General features: G+C 68.8%; 15 protein-coding genes. 7 read left to right on the plus strand and 8 right to left on the minus strand.

The window, feature by feature from the left end:
• Window positions 1-128: 128 nt before the first annotated feature.
• The 3 genes from dnaE to ACTJJK_RS02730 all read left to right on the plus strand — a co-directional run bounded on the left by dnaE (window position 129) and on the right by ACTJJK_RS02730 (window position 5,564).
• Window positions 129-3,653: a DNA polymerase III subunit alpha gene (dnaE, locus tag ACTJJK_RS02720; protein ID WP_440729394.1), complete on the plus strand. Its 3,525-nt coding sequence runs from the start codon at window positions 129-131 to the stop codon at window positions 3,651-3,653.
• Window positions 3,654-3,803: 150 nt separating this feature from the next.
• Window positions 3,804-4,763 (plus strand): acetyl-CoA carboxylase carboxyltransferase subunit alpha, encoded by a 960-nt coding sequence (locus ACTJJK_RS02725; protein ID WP_031372530.1) that lies wholly within the window; start codon window positions 3,804-3,806, stop codon window positions 4,761-4,763.
• A gap of 24 nt (window positions 4,764-4,787) precedes the next feature.
• On the plus strand, window positions 4,788-5,564 hold the full coding sequence (locus tag ACTJJK_RS02730) for a transglycosylase domain-containing protein (protein ID WP_440729395.1): 777 nt from the start codon (window positions 4,788-4,790) through the stop codon (window positions 5,562-5,564).
• A 91-nt stretch (window positions 5,565-5,655) separates the two neighbouring features.
• On the opposite strand, the gene ACTJJK_RS02735 is transcribed toward ACTJJK_RS02730, so the two are convergent.
• The gene (locus ACTJJK_RS02735) at window positions 5,656-6,717 is read right to left on the minus strand and encodes an NADH:flavin oxidoreductase/NADH oxidase (protein ID WP_440729396.1); all 1,062 of its coding nucleotides are present in this window, start codon (window positions 6,715-6,717) and stop codon (window positions 5,656-5,658) included.
• A gap of 108 nt (window positions 6,718-6,825) precedes the next feature.
• Between ACTJJK_RS02735 and tilS the strand changes: the two genes are divergently transcribed.
• The 3 genes from tilS (at window position 6,826) to ispA (ending at window position 9,547) form a co-directional block, all read left to right on the plus strand.
• Window positions 6,826-8,124, plus strand: coding sequence for a tRNA lysidine(34) synthetase TilS (tilS, locus tag ACTJJK_RS02740; RefSeq protein ID WP_440729397.1), 1,299 nt, complete (start codon window positions 6,826-6,828; stop codon window positions 8,122-8,124).
• A 264-nt stretch (window positions 8,125-8,388) separates the two neighbouring features.
• The gene (locus ACTJJK_RS02745) at window positions 8,389-8,673 is read left to right on the plus strand and encodes an exodeoxyribonuclease VII small subunit (protein WP_440729398.1); all 285 of its coding nucleotides are present in this window, start codon (window positions 8,389-8,391) and stop codon (window positions 8,671-8,673) included.
• The gene (gene ispA, locus ACTJJK_RS02750; RefSeq protein WP_408953220.1) at window positions 8,666-9,547 is read left to right on the plus strand and encodes a (2E,6E)-farnesyl diphosphate synthase; all 882 of its coding nucleotides are present in this window, start codon (window positions 8,666-8,668) and stop codon (window positions 9,545-9,547) included. Before ACTJJK_RS02745 ends, ispA begins: the two co-directional genes overlap by 8 nt.
• Window positions 9,548-9,658: 111 nt before the next feature.
• Here ispA and ACTJJK_RS02755 read toward each other — a convergent pair whose 3' ends face one another.
• The 4 genes from ACTJJK_RS02755 to pmbA all read right to left on the minus strand — a co-directional run bounded on the left by ACTJJK_RS02755 (window position 9,659) and on the right by pmbA (window position 14,396).
• A complete protein-coding gene (locus tag ACTJJK_RS02755) occupies window positions 9,659-10,006 on the minus strand; it encodes a DUF4870 domain-containing protein (RefSeq protein WP_031372524.1) in 348 nt (115 codons plus the stop codon).
• Window positions 10,007-10,241: 235 nt separating this feature from the next.
• Window positions 10,242-11,381 (minus strand): DUF1501 domain-containing protein, encoded by a 1,140-nt coding sequence (locus ACTJJK_RS02760; protein ID WP_031372523.1) that lies wholly within the window; start codon window positions 11,379-11,381, stop codon window positions 10,242-10,244.
• Between the two features lies 1 nt (window position 11,382).
• A complete protein-coding gene (locus ACTJJK_RS02765) occupies window positions 11,383-12,882 on the minus strand; it encodes a DUF1800 domain-containing protein (protein ID WP_440729399.1) in 1,500 nt (499 codons plus the stop codon).
• A 143-nt stretch (window positions 12,883-13,025) separates the two neighbouring features.
• On the minus strand, window positions 13,026-14,396 hold the full coding sequence (gene pmbA / locus ACTJJK_RS02770) for a metalloprotease PmbA (RefSeq protein WP_440729421.1): 1,371 nt from the start codon (window positions 14,394-14,396) through the stop codon (window positions 13,026-13,028).
• A gap of 96 nt (window positions 14,397-14,492) precedes the next feature.
• On the opposite strand from pmbA, the gene yjgA reads away from it, so the two are divergent.
• Window positions 14,493-15,068: a ribosome biogenesis factor YjgA gene (gene yjgA / locus ACTJJK_RS02775; protein WP_031372520.1), complete on the plus strand. Its 576-nt coding sequence runs from the start codon at window positions 14,493-14,495 to the stop codon at window positions 15,066-15,068.
• A 130-nt stretch (window positions 15,069-15,198) separates the two neighbouring features.
• On the opposite strand, the gene tldD is transcribed toward yjgA, so the two are convergent.
• The 3 genes from tldD to rng form a co-directional block, all read right to left on the minus strand.
• A complete protein-coding gene (tldD, locus tag ACTJJK_RS02780) occupies window positions 15,199-16,641 on the minus strand; it encodes a metalloprotease TldD (protein WP_031372519.1) in 1,443 nt (480 codons plus the stop codon).
• A gap of 298 nt (window positions 16,642-16,939) precedes the next feature.
• The gene (locus tag ACTJJK_RS02785) at window positions 16,940-20,902 is read right to left on the minus strand and encodes a YhdP family protein (RefSeq protein ID WP_440729400.1); all 3,963 of its coding nucleotides are present in this window, start codon (window positions 20,900-20,902) and stop codon (window positions 16,940-16,942) included.
• A gap of 117 nt (window positions 20,903-21,019) precedes the next feature.
• The gene (gene rng, locus ACTJJK_RS02790; RefSeq protein WP_031372517.1) at window positions 21,020-22,507 is read right to left on the minus strand and encodes a ribonuclease G; all 1,488 of its coding nucleotides are present in this window, start codon (window positions 22,505-22,507) and stop codon (window positions 21,020-21,022) included.
• Between the last annotated feature and the right edge of the window lie 7 nt (window positions 22,508-22,514).

Here is a 22,514-nt window from a genome sequence, read left to right on the forward strand (position 1 = left end):
CTGGGCGGCCATCCAAGCCTGTCAAGGCTTGCCGCCGGCCACCGGGCTGATACCCTGCTGTTCGGCACGCAATCCGCTTGCCGTCCCACGGCTTGAATCCACCCGGTACGGCCGCAGAAACGGTACGCATGTCCGCTCCATTCGTTCATCTTCACCTGCACAGCGAATACTCGCTCGCCGATTCGACGATCCGTATCGGCGAACTGGTCAAACGCTGCGTCGCGCTCGGCCAACCGGCCGTCGCGCTGACCGACATCGACAACCTCTTCGCCACGGTCAAGTTCTACAAGGCCTGCGAAGGCGCCGGCATCAAGCCGATCATCGGCGCCGACGTCGGCCTGGCCGACGGCAACGAGACCGCTTCGCGCCTGACCCTGCTGTGCCGCGACCGCGGCGGCTACCTGACCCTGTCGCGCCTGCTCAGCCGCGCCTGGATGGAAGGCCACCGCACCGAAGGCGTCGTGCTGCGCCCGGAATGGCTGCGCGAAGACAACCAGGGCCTGTTCGCCCTCGCCGGCCGCCACAGCCTGGCCGGCCGTCTCGCCGCCAGCAACCGGGTCGAACTCGCCCATGCCTGGCTGGTCGACTGGCAGGGCGTGTTCGGCGACCGCCTGCACCTGGAACTGACCCGCAGCCAGCGCGACGGCGAGGAGGCCTTCAACGCCTTCGCCATGCAGGCCGCGAGCAAGCGCGGCCTGCCGCTGATCGCCAGCAACGACGCCCGCTTCCTCGACCGCGAAGGCTACGAGGCGCACGAAGCGCGCGTGTGCATCGCCTCCGGCCGGGTGCTCGACGACCCCAAGCGCCCGCGCGACTACAGCGCCGAGCAGTACGTCAAGTCGACCGAGGAAATGCGCGAGCTGTTCGCCGACGTGCCCGACGCGGTCGACAACGCCCTGGCCTTGGCGACGCGCTGCAACGTCGAGCTCAAGCTCGGCGAGTACGCGCTGCCGGACTTCCCGGTGCCGGACGAGCACACCATCGAATCCTGGCTGCGCGCGCAATCGCGCGAAGGCCTGATCAAGCGCCTGGAAAAGAATCCGCTGGCGCCGGGCAAGACCCGCGAGGTCTACGACGAACGCCTGGAAATCGAGCTGGACGTCATCATCAAGATGGGGTTCCCCGGCTACTTCCTGATCGTCGCGGACTTCATCAACTGGGCCAAGGATCATGAAATCCCGGTCGGTCCGGGCCGCGGTTCCGGTGCCGGTTCGCTGGTCGCCTGGGCGCTCGGCATCACCGATCTCGACCCTCTGCCCTACGACCTGCTGTTCGAGCGATTCCTCAATCCCGAACGCGTGTCGATGCCCGACTTCGACATCGACTTCTGCATGGACCGGCGCGACGAGGTCATCGACTACGTCGCGCAGAAGTACGGCCGCGACCGCGTCAGCCAGATCATCACCTACGGCACCATGGCGGCGAAGGCGGTGGTGCGCGACGCCGGCCGCGTGCTCGGCCATCCCTACGGTTTCGTCGACGGCATCGCCAAGCTGATTCCCAACACGCTGGGCATCTCGCTCGACGACGCCCTGGGCGAGTCGGAAGCGGCGATCAAGAACCCGGAGCTAGCCTCCAGCGAACTGATCGCGCGCTACCGCAGCGAAGACGACGTGCGCGACCTGCTCGATCTCGCGCGCGAGCTCGAAGACCTGACCCGCAACGCCGGCAAGCACGCCGGCGGCGTGGTGATCGCGCCGAGCCCGCTGTCGGACTTCTGCCCGCTGTTCGCCGAACACGACGGCGAGGGCCGAGGCAAGAGCCCGGTGACCCAGTTCGACAAGGACGACGTCGAAGCCGTCGGCCTGGTCAAGTTCGACTTCCTCGGCCTGCGCACGCTGACGATCATCGATTGGGCGGTGCGCGCGATCAACAAGCGCCGCGCCCGCGAAGGCCAGGAACCGCTCGACATCACCGCGCTCGAGCTGACCGACCAGGCCACCTACGAGTTGTTCGCGCGCGGCGACACGGTCGCGGTGTTCCAGTTCGAATCGCGCGGCATGCGCGAGCTGCTCAAGCGCGCCAAGCCCGACACCTTCGAAGACATCATCGCGCTCGCCGCGTTGTTCCGTCCCGGCCCGCTGGGCTCAGGGATGGACAAGGACTGGGTCGACCGCAAACACGGCAACGCCGAGGTCACCTACCCGCACGACAGCCTGGAACCGGTGCTGGGGCCGACCTACGGCGTCATCGTCTACCAGGAACAGGTGATGCAGATCGCCCAGGTCCTGGCCGGCTATTCGCTGGGCGGCGCCGACATGCTGCGCCGCGCGATGGGCAAGAAAAAGCCCGAGGAAATGGCGAAGGAGCGCGCCAAGTTCGAGGCCGGCTGCGCCGAGCGCAACATCCCGGCCAAGCAGGCCAGCCCGATCTTCGACTTGATGGAGAAGTTCGCCGAGTACGGCTTCAACAAGTCGCACTCGGCCGCGTACGCGCTGGTCGCCTACCAGACCGGCTGGCTCAAGCGTCACTACCCCGCCGAATTCATGTCCGCGACCTGTTCGTCGGACATGGACAACACCGACAAGGTCGTCAACTTCCTCGACGAAGCGCGGGTCATGGGCCTGACCGTGCTGCCGCCGCACGTCAACGAATCGGACTACATGTTCGAGGCGATCGACGCCAATACGATCCGTTACGGCCTCGGCGCGGTGAAGGGCGTCGGCCGCGGCGTCTGCGAAGCGATCGTCGAAGCGCGCCGTGCCGGCCCGTTCGACGACCTGCTGGATTTCTGCAAGCGCGTCGACACCGGCAAGCTCAACCGCCGCGCGCTCGAAGCGCTGGCCCATGCCGGCGCGCTCGACGGCCTTGGCCGCAACCGCGCGACCTTGATGCTGCAGTTGCCGGAAGTGCTCAAGGCCACCGACCAGCTCGCGAAGGAACGCGCCGCTGGCCAGGTTTCGCTGTTCGGCGGTTTCGAGGCGGCCGCACCGGCGCTGCATCTGGACCTGCCGCAGGCCGACGAATGGCCGCTTGCGCAAATCCTGCACGGCGAGCGCGACACCCTCGGCCATTACCTCAGCGGCCACCCCTTCGATCCGTACCGCGACGAGTTGCGCAGCCTGGTCGGCACCGACCTGGGCGAACTCGAAGGCATCTGGGAAAAACGCCCGGAAAGCGCGCGCAGCGGCTGGCGCCCGGAACTGGAAGTGATCGTCGCCGGCCAGGTGGTCGGCTTGCGCAAGAAAGGCGACAGCCAGATGTTCGTGCAGATCGAGGACGGCCGCGGCCGCCTGGAGTGCGCGTTCTTCTCCGAGACCTACAGCGAGTTCGCCTCGATGCTGGCCCGCGACCGCCTGCTGGTGATCCAGGGCGGCCTGCGCGAGGACGCTTTCAGCGGCGGCTTCGCCTTGCGCGCGGCGCGCTGCTGGGACTACGCGCAGGTGTGTTCGCGCCACGCCCAGCGCCTGTCGATGCGGCTGGACCTGCGCGTGCCCGGCACCTGGCAGCGCGTCGACGCCCTGCTCGCCAAGCAGCGACCCGGCCCGACCCCGATCCGCCTGGATCTGCTGCGCGACGGCGCCGCCGGCATGCTCGACCTCAACGGCACCCAGTCGGTGCGCGTCGATGCCGACCTGGTCGGCACCCTGCGCGCGCAGCCCGGCGTGAAGGCGGTCAAGCTGACCCTGTCGAAGCCCTGGGCTCAGAGCTAGAAATGAGCCGCGAGGAGTGAGGAGCGAGTAAAGACGGCTTCTCGCTCTCGCTTCTCGCTCTCGCTTCTCGCCTCCGTCCTTTCCCATGCCTCTCGGTACGGTCCCCCGCCCTGGGCTAGACTGTGCCTCAACCCGGCCAACGGCCCGAGCATGAATCCGAATTACCTCGACTTCGAGCAGCCCATCGCCGACCTGGAAGCCAAGATCCAGGAACTGCGCCACGCCAGCAGCGGCCCGGCCGTCGACATCGACGCCGAAATCCACACCCTGCAGGACAAGCTGCGCCTGCGCACCGCGCAGATCTTCCGCGACCTGAGTTCGTGGCAGATCTCGCAGCTGGCCCGCCACCCGGCGCGTCCCTACACCCTCGATTACATCCGGGTGATGTGCGACGAGTTCCAGGAGCTGGCCGGCGACCGCGCCTTCGCCAACGACACCGCCATCGTCGGCGGCCTCGGCCGCATCGCCGGCCGCAGCGTGGTCATCATCGGCCACCAGAAAGGCCGCGACACCAAGAGCAAGATCAAGCGCAACTTCGGCATGCCGCGTCCGGAGGGCTACCGCAAGGCGCTGCGCCTGATGAAGCTGGCCGAGCGTTTCCATCTGCCGCTGCTGACCTTCATCGACACCGCCGGCGCCTGGCCCGGCATCGACGCCGAAGAGCGCGGCCAGTCCGAGGCGATCGCGCGCAACCTGCTGGAAATGGCCGAACTGAAGATCCCGGTGATCTGTACCGTGATCGGCGAAGGCGGCTCCGGCGGCGCGCTCGCGATCGGCGTGGGCGACCGCACCCTGATGCTCGAATACAGCACCTACTCGGTCATCACCCCGGAAGGCTGCGCCTCGATCCTGTGGAAGACCGCCGAGAAGGCCAAGGACGCGGCCGAACAGCTCGGCCTGACCGCCAAGCGCCTGTACGAGCTGGGCCTGATCGACAAGATCGTGCGCGAGCCGATCGGCGGCGCCCACCGCAATCCCAAACAGATGGCCACGCGCCTGAAGGCCGTGCTGCTCAACGAACTCGACGCGCTGGAACCGTTGCCGATCGAAGATCTGCTGCAGCGCCGTTATGAGCGCCTGCGCGGCTACGGCGCGTACGAAGCGGCCTGACCCAGCGAACCCGGAACTGCGGACATGGAAGTCCTGATCAAATGGCTGCTCGGCGGCGCATTCGCCCTGGTCGCTGCGCTATGCCTGTTCCTGCAAGGCCTCTATTGGTACGGCGCGCGCGGTCTGCCCGGGCAACTGCCGGGCCCGAGCCAGCAATACCCTGACGCCACCCGGGCCCTGCTGTGGAATCAGTTGAGCGGCCGCGGCGAAATCTCGGTACGCAAATTCAATGCGATTACCTACCCGGTTACCGCTGCGTCGATCAGCGTGCGTTACCTGTTCAACCCGAGCGTGGAGTTACAAACCCCGGCCGATCTGCGCTTGCTTGAAATGGCCTCCTACTCCACGGATTACCTGATCGAACAGGTATCGAAACCGCCAACGGCGCCTGTCATCCAGGACAGCGGCATCGGTTCTAACGCAGAAGCACTTCAGCAGCGTTCATACGACCGGCATTTTCAAAGCCTCGCATTGCCCATAAAGCTCAGCCGCGAATGGCCGGCGACGCGCATGCTCGACATGGTGCTCGAGCACGCCGATTACGGGCGTGGCACCACCGGCCTGGACGAAGCAGCGCAAGCCTATTTCGGCGCGCCGGCAGAAGGCCTGAGCCAGGCAGAGACCGTGGCGCTTTTGAGCCTCAATTTCTCCGAGGGCTATATCGACCCCTATTGCGATGCGGCCGACTTCCGCACGCATTTCGCCCTCGCCCTCGCCAAGTCCGATCTGGTCGCGATCGACGGCGATCCGATGCGGCAACTTACACGGCTCAAGCCCATCGCCTGCAAGCCGGCGCAGTGAAGCCGGCTTGCGCGAGCCGCAGCCACGGATTTCAGCAGCTCGGATCTCATCAAGGCCGACCTCATCAAGGCCGAGCTCGGCAACGCGAACCTCACCAAGCCCGCTGATACTGCTCCGGCACGTGCGTCGTCGTACCGAGTTCGCGTGCGGCGCGATGCGGGAAATACGGGTCGCGCAACAATTGCCGCGCGAGCAGCACGACATCGGCCTCGCCGTCGGCGACGATGCGTTCGGCCTGCGCCGCTTCGGTGATCAGACCGACCGCACCGGTGGCGATGCCGGCTTCGCGGCGAATCCGCGCTGAGAACGGCACCTGATAACCGGGTTCGTTCGGGATCCGCGCATCCGGCACCAGGCCGCCGCTGGATACGTCGATCAGGTCGACGCCAAGGTCTTTGACGATGCGCGCCAACTCGACGCTCTGTTCGATGTCCCAGCCACCGTCGGCCCAGTCGGTCGCGGAAATCCGCAGCCACAGCGGCAGGCGTTCGGGCCAGACCTCGCGCACCGCCGCCAGCACTTCGCGCAGCAGGCGCGTGCGGTTGTCGAAACTGCCGCCGTAACGGTCGTCGCGTCGGTTCGACAACGGCGACAGGAACTGATGCAGCAGATAACCGTGCGCGGCGTGGATCTCGACCAGTTGGAAACACGAATCCAGCGCGCGCTGCGCCGCCGCGGCGAAATCGTCGACCACGGTGCGGATCTCGATCGGCTGCAGTTCGCGCGGCTGGCTCGAATCGTCGCGGAACGGCAACGGCGATGGCGCCACCGGTGTCCATCCGCCCGCGTCGGCCGGCACCGCCTTGCCGCCTAGCCATGGCGCTTCGACGCTGGCCTTGCGCCCGGCATGGTTGAGTTGCGCGCCGACGACCGCCTCGCGCGAACGCAGGAAGCAGGTGATGCGGTGCCAGGCTTCGGCCTGCGAGGCGTTCCACAGGCCGGTGTCGGCAGCGGAAATGCGGCCTTCCGGCGACACCGCGCAGGCCTCGGTCATGACCAGGCCGGCGCCGCCGACCGCGCGGCTGCCCAGATGGACCAGATGCCAGTTGTTCGGCAGCCCGTCGACGGCCGAGTACTGGCACATCGGCGACACGACGAGACGGTTGCGCAACTTCAGCGATCGTTGCGACAGCGGAGCGAAAAGCCGGGACACGGTGGTTTGCCTGCTATGAATGTGGAGAAACGACGTTAATCGCCTGCGTCGGCCGGCGCAGCATCATCGGTGGGTTGCTGCGTCCCGCCGCCATGGCACCATGCCGCGATGCCCCCGCCGACAGCCGACGCGATCACACAAGCCCTGGCCGCATTGCCGCCGACGCCGCTGTGCGTGGCTTACAGCGGCGGCCTCGATTCGGCCGTGCTGCTGCACGCTTTGGCCGCTTCGCCGCAGGCCCGGGCGCAGGGCCTGCGCGCCTGGCACGTGCATCACGGGCTGCATCCGCAGGCCGACGCCTGGGCCGCCCATTGCGCCGAAAACTGCGCCCGGCTCGGCCTGGAATTCAGCGTTTCGCGGGTATCGGTTGCCCTCGCCGGCGGCGACGGCCCGGAAGCCGCGGCCCGCCGCGCGCGCCACGCCGCCTTCGCGGCCGGCCTGGGCGAAGGCGAGACCCTGCTGCTCGCCCATCATCGCGACGACCAGGCCGAGACGGTGCTGCTGCGGCTGTTGCGCGGCTCGGGGCCGGACGGACTGGCGGCGATGCGCGCCTGGCGCGATTGCGGCCGCGGCAGGCTATGGCGGCCCCTGCTGAATCTGCCGCGCGCAGTCTTGCAGGCGTATGCGTCGGCGCAGCGGTTGCGATGGATCGACGACCCCAGCAACGACGAACACGGCTACGACCGCAATTTCCTGCGCCATCGCGTGTTGCCCGCGTTGCGCGAACGCTGGCCGCAAGCCGATGCCGCCTTCGCCACCTCCGCCCGCTTGAACGCGCAAGCCGCCGAATTGCTCGACAGCGAGGATGCGATCGCCTTGGCCCAAGTGCGCAGCCTCGATCCGCAGGCGCTATCGCGCTTGGGCCTGCGCGCGCTGCCGAGCGCGCGCCGCGCGCGCGTGCTGCGGCGTTGGGTCGCCACGCTCGGCTTGCCGCCGTTGCCGGCCGAAGGCGTGGCGCAGATCGAATCGCAGTTGCTCGACGCGCGCGCCGACGCCGAAGCCGAATTCGCCTGGCACGGTGCGGTCGTGCGCGCCTGGCGCGATCTGCTGCACGTCGAGCGCCAACGCGCGGCCCTGGCCGAGGACTGGAAGGTCGAATGGGACGGCCGCCATGCACTGCCGCTGCCCGATGGCGGCGAGTGGCGCCTGTACGGCGCCGACCGCTTCCAGGCGCCCTGTCTCGCCCACGGCCGTCGCGGCGGCGAGCGCATCGCCCTGCCGGGGCGCAGCCATCGCCATGCACTCAAGCAAGTACTGCAGGACCTCGGGGTGCCGCCGTGGGAGCGGCGCCGCCTGCCTTTGCTGTCGAGCGCCGACGGCGAATTGCTGGCGGCCGGCGACTTGCTGCTGTCGGCGCGCATGGACGCCTGGCTGCGCGAACGCGGGGCGCGCCTGCTCTGGACTTGAAGCGCGGTGCGGCGGCCTGACCGCCTGGCGCTCTTGAATCGCGGCCTGGCCGCTAAGGCGCTCATTGATCGCGGCCCGAGGCCGCTAAAGCGCTCTTGATCGCGGCCCGAGGCCGCTAAAGCGCTCTTGATCGCGGCCCGAGGCCGCTAAAGCGCTCTTGATCGCGGCCTGGGCCGCTTTAGCGCTGCCACCTGCGGCACCTGGGCGCAGTCGCGCATGCGCCGCCGCATTGACCCTGCCCCTCCCCCGCCGCACACTTCTCACATGGCCCGTAAAACCCCTACCGAAGCCTCGCCCGTCGCCGATTTCGAACAGTCGCTCGACGCCCTCGAGCAACTCGTCGACAAGATGGAACACGGCGAGATGAGCCTGGAAGATTCGCTGGCCGCGTACGAACGCGGCGTCGGCCTGTACCGGCGCTGCCAGACCGCGCTGGAACAGGCGGAACTGCGCGTGCGCCTGCTGACCGACCCGCAGGACCCGGCCGGCGCCGAACCGTTCGCTCAAGCCAATCACCCAGGCTACCCGGGCAACGACACCGATGCTTGACGGCAGCTTGCGCGATTGGCGCGCACGCGCCGACGCCGCGCTTGCGCGTGCGCTGCCCTCGCCCGACGACGAACCGCGTCTGCTGCACATGGCGATGCGGCACGCGGTGCTGCTCGGCGGCAAGCGCATGCGCCCGCTGTTGGTCCACGCCAGTGGCGCCCTGTTCGAAGTCGCACCGTCGGTGCTCGATGCGCCGGCTACGGCGGTCGAACTGATCCACGCCTATTCGCTGGTGCACGACGACCTGCCGGCGATGGACGACGACGATCTGCGCCGCGGCCAGCCGACCGTGCACGTGGCCTTCGACGAAGCCACTGCGATTCTCGCCGGCGATGCGCTGCAATCCCTGGCCTTCGCCGTGCTCGCCGATACCGACAGCAACGACCGCATCCGCGTCGCCCTGCTGCGCACTCTCGCCGAAGCCGCCGGCGTCGCGGGCATGTGCGGCGGCCAGGCTCTCGACATCGACGCCACCGGCTCGGGCGTGCGTCTGGACGTGGCCGCATTGGAGCGCGTGCACGCACTCAAGACCGGCGCCCTGATCCGCGCCGCGGTGCGCATGGGCGCGTTGTGCGGCGACGCCGATCCGGCATCGCTGGACGCGCTGGACCGCTATGCGCGTGCGCTCGGCCTGGCCTTTCAGGTACGCGACGACATCCTCGATGTCGAAGGCGACAGCCAGACCCTCGGCAAGACCGCAGGCAAGGACGCCGCGCAGGACAAATCGACCTTCCCGGCGCTGATCGGGCTCGACGCTTCGCGCGCGCGCCTGGACGAACTCGCGCAGGCGATGAACGAAGCGCTGGAGCCGTTCGGCGAACGCGCCCACGCCCTGCGCGCGCTGGGACGGATGGCGATAGAACGCGATCGCTGATCCCTGCTCCCGTGCGGCAGCGGCCGCACAACAAAGCTCCATCGCAAACATATCGCCCAAAACAAAGGCGGACCGAAGTCCGCCTTTGTCGTGCCTCGATGAAGCGCGCGGTCAGTTGACCAGGCGCAGCGTCATCGGATAGCGGTAGGACTCGCCCTTGTTCGCGGCCAGTGCGGCCATGATCGTCAGAACCAGCCAAGCCAGGCCGACGGCCAGCATCAGCAGGAAACCGATCAGCACGATGGTCAGGATCGCGCTGACGATGAAAGCGATCAACACGGTGATGTTGAAGTTCAGCGCTTCCTTGCCCTGTTCCGCCGCGAACGGCATGGTGTCCTTCTTGATCAACCAAACGACCAGCGGACCGAGGACGGAGCCGAAGGGAATAATCAAACCGACCAGCGTGCTCAGATGAGCCAGCATGCCCCAAGTCTTCTCGTCCTGACTGATATCGTTCATTACGCTTCCCCTACGTGATTGGATGGTGTCGATAGAAAAGTTCCGCGCCCACGGCTCGGCCCCCTAATGGTCATCATAAACCTTTCTTCGTCACAGTTAACCACGCCGATCCGCGCTATAGGCGCCGGCGAGGCAACGTCGGCCGGGACGATTTCCGGCCATCTCGCGAGGCCGCGAACGCGGACCTCGGCCCGCCGAGCGGGCACCGAACCCCGAACCCCGTCGTAGCCGCCGCTTAGCCCGCCCGCCAACCCGCCAGCGGCGAGATGCCGCGGCTGTCCGGAAACACGCGCTTTTCCAGCACGCCCTCGGCCAGCCCCAGGTGTTCGACGGCGATGCCCTTGAACAGGCTGCGCAGGTCGCTGGTCGCGCGCAGGTCGCGGCCTTCGTTGAGTTGCGCCGGCCCCAGGCCGGGCCAATCGCCGCCGATGCGGCCGCCGCGCACCGCGCCGCCGCACAACAGGGCCATGCCGCCGGTGCCGTGGTCGGTGCCGCCGGTGCCGTTGATCGCCGCGGTGCGGCCGAACTCGGTCACCACCGCCACCACCGTGCGTGGCCATGCCGAGCCGAAGCCTTCGCGCGCAGCGGCCAGGCCGCGGTCGAGTTCGGCCAGTTTGCGCGCCAACTGCGGCGCCTGATTGCGATGGCTGTCCCAACCGGTGTCTTCGACGAAACCGATCCGCGGCCCGCCGGCCGCGCTCATGCGTTCGGCGGCGATGCGCATGGCCTCGGGCAACGCGAACGCGCCCTTGCCTTCGCGGGCCAGCGCCGCCGAGCGGGTGGATTGCTCGAAGGTCTCGCTGAGCCGCGCATCGGCGGCGTACAGCGGCTGCAATTGCTGCAGCAGCAGCGGGTCGACGCCTTTCGGCAACGGCGGCCACCAATTGCTGGTGCGCTCGCTGCCGCGCAGCGCCAACGGCATCACCGCCGCGACCGCGAAACCGGCTTCGCCGGGCAGCGCCTGCACGCAGCGGCCGAGCCAGCCGTCGCGCGCGCCGTTCGGCCGCGCGGTGCCGTTCTCCAGGCAGTCCTGGGCATCGAAATGCGAACGCGCGCGATATGGCGGCGCGATCGCGACGATCGGCAGCAGTTGCTTGTCGCGGTACATCGCCGCGGCCTGCTGCATCGCCGGATGCAGGCCGAACATCGCGTCGATGCGGATCGGGTCGGCCACCGCACCGGCGCCGCGCAAGGCGGCATACACCGGATCGGCGTAAGGCGGCAGCAAATGCAGGCCATCGAGCCCGCCGCGCAACAACACCAACAGGAAACGCGTATCCGTATCGTCGCCGGCGGCGCGCGACGCGTTCGGGAACAGGGTCAGCAGTGCGCTCGCGCCGAATGCAGCCAACAGACCTCGGCGTTGCGAATCCATCTCAGATCCTCCATTGGAAAGCGGGGCTGGCGAACAACAGCGCATAGCCGTCCCTCAGGGAACCGGCGCGACGCAGGCCGATGGCGAAATCGCCGTCGACCGCGGCGTTGCCGAGCACCGATACCGCGCATTGGTAAGGCGCCGACGCCTTCGGGTCGATGCGCGCGGCGAGCATTTGCGCGGCCTGGATGCGTTTCCATAGGCCGTCGGGGCTGCTCCAGTCGGCGGCGGTGTCGGGAAAGCCCGCCGGCGAACGCGGGGTGAACACCGGCTGGCCGAGGCTCGACAGCAGATTGATCAGGGCGCGCGCATCGTTGCCGACCGGCAACTCGCCGGCACGCAATGCCGAGACCACGAAATCGTTCGGCGTCTTGAACTTGCGCGCGTTGTCCGCCCACGACTCCTGGCTTTCGACCAAGGCGCGGTACAGCGCGCGCAGATCGCCGTCGTGACTCAGATAAGCCTGGGCCATGCGCTTGACCAGCGCCGGCGGCGGCTGGTCGGCGACGAAATGGCGCGCGAGCTTGAAACTCAGGTGATGGGCGGTGGACGGATGCTTGGCCAGGTCGGCCAGGACCGCCCGCCCCTGCTCGACCCCGCCTTCGGCGTAACGGCGGCCGAGTACCCGACGTTCGCCTGGCTCGTGCGAAGCCTTGCGAAAGGTGAAGGCGTTGTCGGGAATGCGCTCGCCGGCGGCCTTGGCTTCGCGCGAATTGAAGGTGCTCCAGCCGGTGATCGCGCGCGCCAGCTCGAGCACGTCGTCCTGGCGATAACCGCCGTCGACGCCGAGCGTATGCAGTTCGAGGATCTCGCGGGCCAGATTCTCGTTGAGCCCGCGCCGTTCGCGACGCATCAGTTCGGCGCGCTGCGCCGCCGCCGAGTCGTTGCCGATCGAAATCGAATTGTCGAGATAACGCAGCATCGCCGGATGGCTTTCGACCGCGAGCAGCATGTCCTCGAACCGGCCCAGCACGTGCGGACGGATCGCTTCGCGCTCCATCGCCGCGGCATACAAGCGCGTATCGCCCTTGTCGATCGAGACCGCGAAATGATTCGACCAGAACTGGGTCAGGCGTTCGACGAAGGGCCGGTCGGTGCGCGAGGCATGGCGATAACGCGCGGCGAATTCGTCGAGCTGGCGACGGCGCAGGTCGCGCCGCATCTGCTCGGCGCGTTCGCCGGCTTGGTCGACGTCGACGGCCTTGCCCTCAGGCCGAACCGACGCCATCGCATCGGCAGCGCTCATCGGGGAACCGGGCTGCATATCGCCCATCGCCGCGGGCGGCGCGGCCTTGACCCGGCCTGCGCGCGCGGCGCTGAGCTGTTCGTATTCGCGCGTCATCGTCACGGCGCTGCTCGGCAGGCCGTGAAATTCGTCGAGCGGGGGCGGCTCGCGCAGTTGCGCGAGCAGAATCTCGCGGCCGTCGCCGCTGCCTTCGAGTTCGCCCGGCTTGGCGCCGAGCCCGAAACGATTGGCGGCCGTCGCCTTGCTTGCACTCATGCGGCCTCCCAGGAGTGGAGTTCCAGGATGAACGCCCTGATGCCGCTTGCGTTGACAGGATCGGGCCGCTTTGGCGACGCGATCCCGATTCCGCTAACCCGATCTCACTCTCGCGACCTCATGTTCATGAGTTCATTCGCGGGTCAGTCTTCGACCGATTCGCCGGCGACGGTCATGCGGCCAACCAGGATCGAACCGGTGCGCACGTGCGAGCGGTAATCGACGTCGCTGCCGACCGCTTCGACCGCGGCGAACATCTTGCGCAGATTGCCGGCGATGGTGATGCCGTCGACCGGATACTGGATCTGGCCGTTCTCGACCCAGAAACCGGCGGCGCCGCGCGAATAATCGCCGGTCACGGTGTTGACGCCCTGCCCCATCAATTCTGTGACCAGCAGGCCGCGCCCCATGTCGCGCAACATCGCAGGGAAATCGCCGGCATTCGCCGCGACCTGCAGGTTATGCACGCCGCCGGCGTTGGCCGTGGTCTGCAGGCCGAGCTTGCGCGCCGAATAGCTGCCGAGCACGTAGCGCTGCAGCACGCCGCCGCTGACGATGGCCGATTCGCGCGTGGCCACGCCCTCGGCGTCGAAGGACGTCGAACGCAGACCGCGATGCAGGAACGGCTGCTCCTCGATCTGGAACCACGACGGGAACAACTGCGCGCCGACGCTGTCGAGCAGGAAGCTGGCCTGGCGGTACAAGGCGCCGCCGCTGATCGCGCTGAGCAGATGACCGACCAGCGAGCGCGCGCTTTCGGCCGCGAACAGCACCGGGTAGTCGCCGGTGGCGATCTGCCGCGGCGCGAGCCGGGCGATGGTGCGCTCGCCGGCCTTGCGGCCGACGCTGGCGGCCGACTCCAGGTCGTCGGCGGCCAAGGCCGAGCTGTACCAGCCGTCGCGCTGCATGGCGTCGCCGCGGCCGGCGATCATCGCGCAGCCGAAGCTGTGCTGGGTGCTGCGCTCGCGGCCGACGAAGCCGTGCGAGTTGGCGTACACGCCGAGGCTGGCGCCGGTGCCCACCGAGGCGCCGTCGGAGTTCTCGATCCGCGCGTCGTAGTCGCGGCCGGCGCTTTCGCAGGCCAGGGCCAGCTCGACGGCGTGGTCGGCGTCGATCGCCCAGGGGTGCCAGCTGTCGAAATCGCGCAGATCGCTCGCCATCAGGGCCGGATCGGCCAGGCCGGCGGCCTCGTCGTCCTCGGTGTAGCGGGCGATCGCGCAGGCCTGCTCGACCGTGGCTTCCAGGCTCTCGTCGCGCAGGTCGGCGGTGCTGGCGCTGCCCTTGCGCTGGCCGAAATAGACGGTGACGGCGATGCCGCGGTCGCGGGTGGCCTCGACCGTCTCGACCTCGCCCATGCGCACGTTCACGTTCAGCCCCGCCTCCTCCGAGCAGGACACCTCGGCCTGGCTGGCGCCGCGGGCCTTGGCGGCCGCCAGCAGGCGCTGGGACAGGTCGGCGAGCAGGTCCAGGCGCGCCTCGGGGTCGGCGAAAGTGTGGGCCGAAGCGGTCGGAATGAGGGCGACTGCGTTCAATGTCTTATCCTTGCGGTACGCGGCGCGTCGGCGGCGCGGGAATTCAGGTCAGTTTGACGGTACGAGAGGTGTTTTGCGATGCGCGGCAGAGACGAAGAAACCGGCGAGTTCCTCAGCCCCAGCCGGAGCCAGAACCGGCGCGAGGCGCTGGAGGTGCTGGCCCTGGGCGAGAAACTGGTGTCCTTGACCGAGGCCCAGCTGTCCAAGCTGCCGGTGCCCGAGTCCTTGCTGCCGCACATCCGCGATTGCAAGCGCATCACCGCCAACATCGCCCACAAGCGCCAGTTGGCGTTCCTGGCCAAGCAGATGCGGCGCGAGGACGACGAGGTGCTCGAAGCGATCCGCGATGCCCTCGACGAGGACGGCGAAGCGGCGCGGCGCGAGGTCGCGGCGATGCACCGCATCGAGAACTGGCGCGAACGCCTGCTCGCCGAAGGCGATACGGCGCTGGCCGCGTTGCTCGACGAATACCCGCAGGCCGATCGCCAGCGTCTGCGCCAACTCGCGCGCAACACGCTGGAAGAGCGCAAGCGCAACAAGCCGCCGCATTCGTTCCGCGAGCTGTATCGCGAACTGCGCGAGGTGATCCTCGGCGCGGGCGCCGCGGCCGATGCGGCCGACGAAACCATCGACGACGGCCATCCCGACGACTGACGCTCGTCGCCGGCGTTGAAGCCCGCTGCCCGAGCCACCCGGCTCGGGCTATCGTCGCGCACTGCGATCCGGCGCTCCGCGTCGCCTTCTCCTGCCTGCGGGAGAAGGCAACGATGGCTTGCCGCCGCGATCACGCGCTGGTGCCACCCACCGTCAGACCCTCGATCAACAGCGAGGGCTGGCCGACGCCGACCGGCACGCTCTGCCCGTCCTTGCCGCACACGCCGACGCCTTCGTCGAGCGCGAGATCGTGGCCGATCATGCGCACCTTCTGCATCGTCTCCGGGCCGTTGCCGATCAGGGTCGCGCCCTTGACCGGCGCGGTGACCTTGCCGTCTTCGATCAGATAGGCCTCGGTCGCCGAGAACACGTACTTGCCGCTGGTGATGTCGACCTGGCCGCCGCCGAAGTTGACCGCGTACAAGCCCTTCTTGACCGAGCGGATCATCTCTTCGGGATCGTGCTGGCCGGCCAGCATGTAGGTGTTGGTCATGCGCGGCATCGGCAGATGGGCGAAGGACTCGCGACGGCCGTTGCCGGTCGGCGCCATGCCCATCAAGCGCGCGTTGAGGGTGTCCTGCATGTAGCCGACCAGGACGCCGTCTTCGATCAAGGTGGTGCAGTTGGTCGGCGTGCCTTCGTCGTCGATGTTGAGCGAACCGCGGCGGCCGTCGAGGGTGCCGTCGTCGACGATGGTCACGCCGGGCGAGGCCACGCGCTGGCCCATGCGGCCGGCATAAGTCGAGGTGCCCTTACGGTTGAAATCGCCTTCCAGGCCGTGGCCGACCGCTTCGTGCAGCAACACGCCGGGCCAGCCCGGGCCGAGCACGACCGGCATGATCCCGGCCGGCGCATCGATCGCCTCCAGGTTCACCAGCGCCTGGCGCAGCGCTTCGCGCGCGAGCCGGTCGGGCTTGTCGCCGCCGAGCAGTTCGGCGTAACTGTAGCGGCCGCCGCCGCCGGCATAACCGCTTTCGCGGCGGCCATTGTGTTCGACGATGATCTGCACGTTGAGCCGCACCAGCGGGCGTACGTCGGCGGCGAGCACACCGTCGCTGCGCGCCACCAGGATCGTGTCGATGCCGCCGCTGAGGCTGACGATGACCTGCTTGACCCGCGGGTCGGCCGCGCGCAGCAGCTTGTCGATACGGCGCAGCGCCTCGACCTTGGTTTCGTTGCCGATCGAGTCGATCGGATCTTCGCTCGGGTACAGCGAACGCCCGCCGCCGCGCACCAGCGTCTTCGCCGATTGCGCATGACCGTCGCGGGCGATCGCGCGCGCCGACCTCGATGCCGCCAGCAAGGCCTCGCTGTTGATCTCGTCGGAATAGGCGAAGCCGGTCTTCTCGCCGCTGATCGCGCGCACGCCGACGCCCTGCTCGATCGAATGCGAACCGTCCTTGACGATGCCGTCCTCGACGCTCCAGCTCTCGCGGCGCGAATGCTGGAAATACAGGTCGCCGAAATCGATGCCCGGCCCGAGCAAGGTGCCGAAGCTGCGCTCCAGGCCGCCGGCATCGAGCCCGGCGGGCAACAAGAGGCGGTTTTCGGCGATCTGCAGGGGAAGGGTCATATCGGAACCATGGGGACGTGGAAGGGTCATCTTAGGCGGCGCGGCGGCGGTTTGGCGCGGTCCGCGGCCACCCGGACGAGTGTGGACGGGTGCGGCGCGGGAAACCGTGTCGCAACCCCATTGTCGAAACCGAAATGGTGGCGCCGGCCGGCGCAATCAACCGCCGCAAGCGGCTGCGGCCGGGGCTCGGCCGGTTTGGGCCGAACCGATTCGCCCTCCCTCGCCCGCCATCGCCCGCTCTGGCGCGGTGGGCCGCAGCCGAACCGAAGCGGAGCTGGCGTGCGGGGTGAATCGCCGTTCAGCCCGGCGGTGGCGCGACGGGCGGCGCGACCGGCGGCGTCAAACGCGTCTGCTCGCGCGTCACCACCTCGACCTTCGGCTCTTTCCACGGCCCGGTGACCCGGTAGGTCTTCGAGGCCAGGCTGCCGAGCGGCTTCTGCAGCACCGCGTTCGCCGCCGCACCGATCGCCGCGCCGACCGGGCCGGCCGCGAGCGCGCCGAACGCGGTCAGCAGATTGGCCGCCTTGGGCCGCACTTCGATGGTCTGGTCGTAGCGCTGCGCGCGCAGATCGGCCGCACCGCGGATGGCGATCGCCGCGGCCGGACCGTCGATCACCAGATTGTCGCTGCGCGCGGTGCCGTTGCCGAAGCGCACGGTGCCGTCGATGCGATCGAAGGCGAAGCCTTTCGAGAACAGGTCGCGGAAGTCGAGGGTCAGGCGGCGCGGCAACTGGGCGATGCTGAGCAGGCCGAGCACGCGGCCGGCGCCGGGCTCGACCTCGATCAGGCGGCCGTTACGCGCCTCCAGGCTCAGACTGCCTTCGAGCGAACCCAGTGCGAACGCCGCCGGGCTGCCCGGCCAACCCGCATCGAGCTTGGCCTTGGCCTTGCCGCCACCGATCTGGCCGGCGAAACCGAAACCGCCGAGCAACGCGCCGACGTCGCCGCTGTCGAGGGCGACGTTCAAATGGGTGCGCGCCGCCGCGCCGCGGCCGGTCCAGTCGCCGCTGATGTCGAGCGACTGTTTGTCGGCGCGCGTGCTCAGTTGTTCGATGCGCAGGCCGGCCGGTGTCGGCCGCGTGCGTATCATCGCCTTGCCGAGCGCGGCGTCGCCGACCCGCAGTTCGGTGATGTCGAGCGCGAGCGCGGGGATCTTCGCCGGGTCGATGGCGTTGGCGCCGCCGGCCGCCGCGTTCGCGTTCGCGGCCGCGCTCACCGGCGCGCTGCCGGCCGTGGCGGTCGCGTTGGTTGCGGCCGCACTCGCGGGCGCCGACGTCGATGGCGACGCGGTCGGCGTGCGCCAGTGCACACGGGCGAAACGCCCGGCGATGGTGCCGCCCTCGCCGCCCGGAATCAGCAGCGCGCCTTCGAGCGCCGCGCCCTCGGCGCGCACCGCGGTCGCGCCGCGCGGCGCCGGCGCGACGATCACGCGCGTGTTCGGGAAACTGCCGCCGAGCAATTGCAGATGCTGCGCGGTGACGTCGATGCGCTGCAGCGCAAGGCCGTCGCCGCTGCCGCCGCCGTGCGCGATCGCGATCCAGTCGATCGCCTCGAGCGTCGCGGCGCGGCCGGTGGCGATCAGGCCGCTGGCCGGCGGCGCTTCGTCGACGCGGTTCGCACCGAGCACGACGCGCACGCCGGTCTTGCCGGCGGCGCTGCGTGCGCGCAAGGCCAGGACATTGCCGAGGCCGACGCGCACATCGCCGCTGCCGAGCGGCAATGGAGTTTCGATGGTCGCCGGCAGACTCGCCGCGGCGGCCTTGTCGAGCGGCGGCGGCAAAGTCAGCGCGGTACCGACCAAATTCGACTGCAAACGCAACAGAGTCGGCGTCGGCGCGGACACGCCGGGCCTCGGCGTCGTGCCGGCGGCCTGCGCGGCCCTCGGAATGGAGATCCCGACCGTCCACAGCGAACGCCCGTCGAGATAGGACTTCAACCAGGCCAACTCGTCCGGACCGCGCCCGATCAACTCGTCGGCGCCGGACACGACATCGAGCCCGGCCTCGAACACGTTGCCGCGATCGCGCACGAACTCGTCGCCCGCGCGCAGCGACAGCTTGCCCGGCGCGCCTTCGTGCATCACCGCGAGATCCTCGGCGCGGAAACCGCCGCGGCCGTACTCGGCATGGCCGCGTACTTGTTCGAAGGCGATCTTCCAGCGCGGATCGGCGAGCTTGGCGTTGTCCAGGTCGACCGTGCCGGCGATGCGGGTGATGCTGTTCGGCTGCAAGGGCATCTGCATCTCGAACCCGACCCGCGCCGGGCCGCTGGCGCGCAGATTGTCGAGCGTGTCGGCGTGGTCCTTGCGCAGCGGGCTTTGCTTGAGCAGCGCCTGCAACTGCGCCGCATCCGCCGCGGCTTCGGCCTGCACGCGCAGATGGCCGTCCTTGTAGTGATCGATTCCGGCGCCGACCTTGCGCACGCCGACACCGGCGATGCGGCCGCTGCCTTCGACGCTGAAGCCGTCGGCGACGAAACGCACCTCGGCGTCCAGGCCTTCGACCGCCGGCCATTCCGGCTGGAACTTCACCACCGCATCGTCGAGACGGGCACTGGCTTCGAACAGGCCGTTATTGCGATTGAACGGCCAATCGTCGAGGTCGCCGGATATCACCGCGCGCGCATTGTTCAGGCGCCCGCCGACCAGGGCGGTGTCGAGCCAGTTCACCAACTTGGCCGACATGCGGTTGCGGATCCAGAAGCCCTTGGCGACCGGAACCTGGGTCGGGTCGATGTCGGCGGCGATATCGATCCACGGCCGCGTGCCGTCGCCCTGCCACCACAGACCGCCGCGCGCGCTGACGCCGAAATCGTCGCCGCGTACGCGCAACGCGGTGGTGCCCACGCGCCAGCCCGCGCCTTCGCGCCAGCCGCCGACGCGGCCCTGCAGCTTGACCGTATGCGGCACGCCGAAACCGCGCGGCCAGTCGAAGCGCATCGGTGAGTTTTCGTCGAGGTCGAGGGTGAAACCATCGGCATCGCCCTCGAAACCGCCGGCCAGGCCCTGCAAACCCGGCGCATCGCCGACCGCGTCGAAGCCGAGCGCTTCGATTCTCGCGCTCGCGAACATCGGGCCGCCGCGGCGGCCGTTGAGCGCGATATTACGCAGCGACGCCCGCGGCTTGGCGGTTTCGAACCAGTTGCGCAAGCGTTCCGGCAAGGCGTCGCTGAGCGCGGCCACCGCGATCAACGGGCCGGCATCGATGCGTTCGGCGCGCAGCGCGTAATGCTCGCCGCCGGCGACGGCGAGGCCGTCGAGCTGCTGCACTTCCTCGCCGCTGCCGATGCGCAGCTTGGAAGCGTCGAAACGCCAACCGTGATCGGTCAGGCGCCAGTGCGACAAGGTTTCGACGTGTTCGAAATCGACGCGCGCCGCGGCCGCAGCCGTGTTCGTCCCTGGCTGTGCACGCTCGGCGCGCAGACCGACGCGGTCGAGCGCGGCTGACACCGTCACCGAAGCGACGCGATGGTCGCGCAGTTCCGCCCAGGCCTCGGCCCGGCCCTGGCCCGACTCGACCCGGATGCCGGCAAGCTTGAGCAAGGGCGACCAGCCGGTCAGGTCGGCGCGGGTGGCGCCGGCATAGGCGCGGCCGTCGCCGCGCTCGCGATCGAAATCCACCACCGCATCGAGCGGCGTCGACGGCGCACCGGCCACGCCGACCGTAGGCCAGGCGCGGACGCCGGCGCGCACGCGCTTGCCGTCGACGCGCAGACGCAGGTCGATCTTCGGCACCCGCGCATCGATGCCGAGCGAAGGCGCGATCACCGCAAGCCGGCCATCGATGACCTGCAGTTCGCCCAGGCCTTCGAGCGCCGACAGCGGATCGCGCTGGCGCGTGTCCTGCTGGCCGGGCAGACCGCGCACTTTCCAACGGCCGTCGTCGCTGCGCTCCAGGGTCAGGTCGAGGCCCTTGAGGCGCAGCTCCGAGAACGATTGCCCCGGCAGCAGCCCGGCGTACACCGAGACCAGCATTTCGGCATCGCCGATGGTGAAGGCCTGGCTGCCCTCGCCGATGCGTAATCCATCCAGGCGCAGCAAGGGGCCGCGCCGCGTCCACTGCGTATCGACCTTGTCGAACGCCACCGGCCGCCCGGCGCGCTGGCTCAACCAGGCCGCGACGCGGTCCGGATGGCTTTCGGCCAAGGGCAGGACCTGGCTCGCCGCACCCAACAGCACCGCCACCAGCACGAGCACGATCGCGACGCCATAGAAGGCGCCACGACGGGCCATGCGCAAGCGGCGGCGCAGCGGGGTAGGCATCAGGCCCGCGCTCCGCGCGCGCCCGACGGGAATCGGGAATGGGGATTCGGGAATCGGAAAATCAAAAGCCGGGCTTCGCTGTTACGAATCCCGAATCCCGATTCCCGATTCCCGGCTTCAGAGCAAAACCACATCGAACTGCTCCTGCGCGTACTGGTCCTCGGCCTGGAAGCGGATCGACTTGCCGAGGAATTCCTCCAGCTCCGCCACCGCCGCCGATTCTTCGTCGGTGATCCGCGCGACCACCTTCGGCGATGCGATGACCAGCAAACGCGCGGCATCGAACTGGCGCACCTGGCGGACGATCTCGCGGAAGATCTCGTAGGTCACCGTTTCCGGCGTCTTCAAGGTGCCGCGGCCGCCGCATTCGTGGCAGGCCTCGCTGAGCTGGCGTTCCAGGCTCTCGGTGGTGCGCTTGCGGGTCATCTCCACCAGGCCCAGCGGCGAGAATTCGTAGACCGTGGTCTTGGCGTGATCGCGGGTCAGCGCCTTTTCCAACTGGCGCAGCACCTGGCGGCGATGCTCCAGGTCGGTCATGTCGATGAAGTCGATGATGATGATGCCGCCCAGGTTGCGCAGCCGCAGTTGCCGGGCGACCGACTGCGCCGCCTCGAGATTGGTCCGGTAAACGGTCTCCTCGAGATTGCGTTGACCCAGGAAGGAACCGGTGTTGACGTCGATCGTCGTCATCGCCTCGGTCTGGTCGATGACCAGATAGCCGCCGGACTTCAGCGGCACTTCCTTGTCGAGCGCGCGCTGGATCTCGTCCTCGACCCCGTACAGGTCGAAGATCGGCCGCGCGCCGGTGTAGTGCTCGATCTTCTCGGCCAGCCCCGGCATGTACTGCGCGGCGAAGCTGCGCAGGCGCTCGCAGGTCTCGCGCGAGTCGACCTTGACCTTCTCGACGTCACGGCGGATCAGGTCGCGCACCGCGCGCAGCGGCAGGCTCAGGTCTTCGTAAACGCGTTCGCCGACTTTCGAGCTCTGCGATTTCTCGGCGATCAGGGCCCAGGCCCGGCTCAGATAGCCGATGTCCTCGGCCAGGGCTTCCTCGGGCTGGCTCTCGGCATTGGTGCGCACGATGTAGCCGTGGTTGTCGCCGGCCGGGGCCAGGGTCGTGACCAGCGACTTCAGCCGCGCACGCTCGCCCTCGTCCTCGATCCGCGCCGACACCCCGACCACGCGGGTGCGCGGCAGCAGCACCAGATAACGCGAGGGAATACTGAGCTGGGTGGTCAGGCGCGCGCCCTTGCTGCCGATCGGGTCCTTGACCACCTGGACGATGATTTCCTGGCCTTCGCGCAGCAACTCGGCGATCGGCCGGGTCGGCGTCGGCGGCAGCGGCGCTTCGTCGCCCTCGCCTTCGCCGACCGGGTTGTGCTTGACGATGTCGGCCGCGTGCAGGAACGCCGCGCGCTCCAGGCCGATCTCGACGAACGCCGCCTGCATGCCCGGCATCACCCGCTGGACCTTGCCCTTGTAGATGTTGCCGACCACGCCGCGGCGCCAGCCGCGCTCGATGTGCAGCTCCTGCAGCATGCCGTTCTCGACGACGGCGACGCGGGTTTCGCGCGGAGTGACGTTGACCAGGATTTCTTCAGTCATGAGGCAG

It is taken from the genome of Lysobacter sp. 22409, assembly GCF_052045105.1.
Taxonomy (GTDB): domain Bacteria; phylum Pseudomonadota; class Gammaproteobacteria; order Xanthomonadales; family Xanthomonadaceae; genus Lysobacter; species Lysobacter antibioticus_B.

Excerpts from the sequence above, each read along its gene's own strand:
- ACTJJK_RS02730 (WP_440729395.1), top strand. The coding sequence starts at position 4,788 with ATGGAAGTCCTGATCAAATGGCTGCTCGGCGGCGCATTCGCCCTGGTC.
- ACTJJK_RS02760 (WP_031372523.1), bottom strand. The coding sequence starts at position 11,381 with ATGGATTCGCAACGCCGAGGTCTGTTGGCTGCATTCGGCGCGAGCGCA.
- dnaE (WP_440729394.1), top strand. The coding sequence starts at position 129 with ATGTCCGCTCCATTCGTTCATCTTCACCTGCACAGCGAATACTCGCTC.
- tldD (WP_031372519.1), bottom strand. The coding sequence starts at position 16,641 with ATGACCCTTCCCCTGCAGATCGCCGAAAACCGCCTCTTGTTGCCCGCC.
- ACTJJK_RS02785 (WP_440729400.1), bottom strand. The coding sequence starts at position 20,902 with ATGCCTACCCCGCTGCGCCGCCGCTTGCGCATGGCCCGTCGTGGCGCC.
- yjgA (WP_031372520.1), top strand. The coding sequence starts at position 14,493 with ATGCGCGGCAGAGACGAAGAAACCGGCGAGTTCCTCAGCCCCAGCCGG.
- ACTJJK_RS02745 (WP_440729398.1), top strand. The coding sequence starts at position 8,389 with ATGGCCCGTAAAACCCCTACCGAAGCCTCGCCCGTCGCCGATTTCGAA.
- ispA (WP_408953220.1), top strand. The coding sequence starts at position 8,666 with ATGCTTGACGGCAGCTTGCGCGATTGGCGCGCACGCGCCGACGCCGCG.
- ACTJJK_RS02765 (WP_440729399.1), bottom strand. The coding sequence starts at position 12,882 with ATGAGTGCAAGCAAGGCGACGGCCGCCAATCGTTTCGGGCTCGGCGCC.
- ACTJJK_RS02755 (WP_031372524.1), bottom strand. The coding sequence starts at position 10,006 with ATGAACGATATCAGTCAGGACGAGAAGACTTGGGGCATGCTGGCTCAT.
- tilS (WP_440729397.1), top strand. The coding sequence starts at position 6,826 with ATGCCCCCGCCGACAGCCGACGCGATCACACAAGCCCTGGCCGCATTG.
- rng (WP_031372517.1), bottom strand. The coding sequence starts at position 22,507 with ATGACTGAAGAAATCCTGGTCAACGTCACTCCGCGCGAAACCCGCGTC.
- ACTJJK_RS02725 (WP_031372530.1), top strand. The coding sequence starts at position 3,804 with ATGAATCCGAATTACCTCGACTTCGAGCAGCCCATCGCCGACCTGGAA.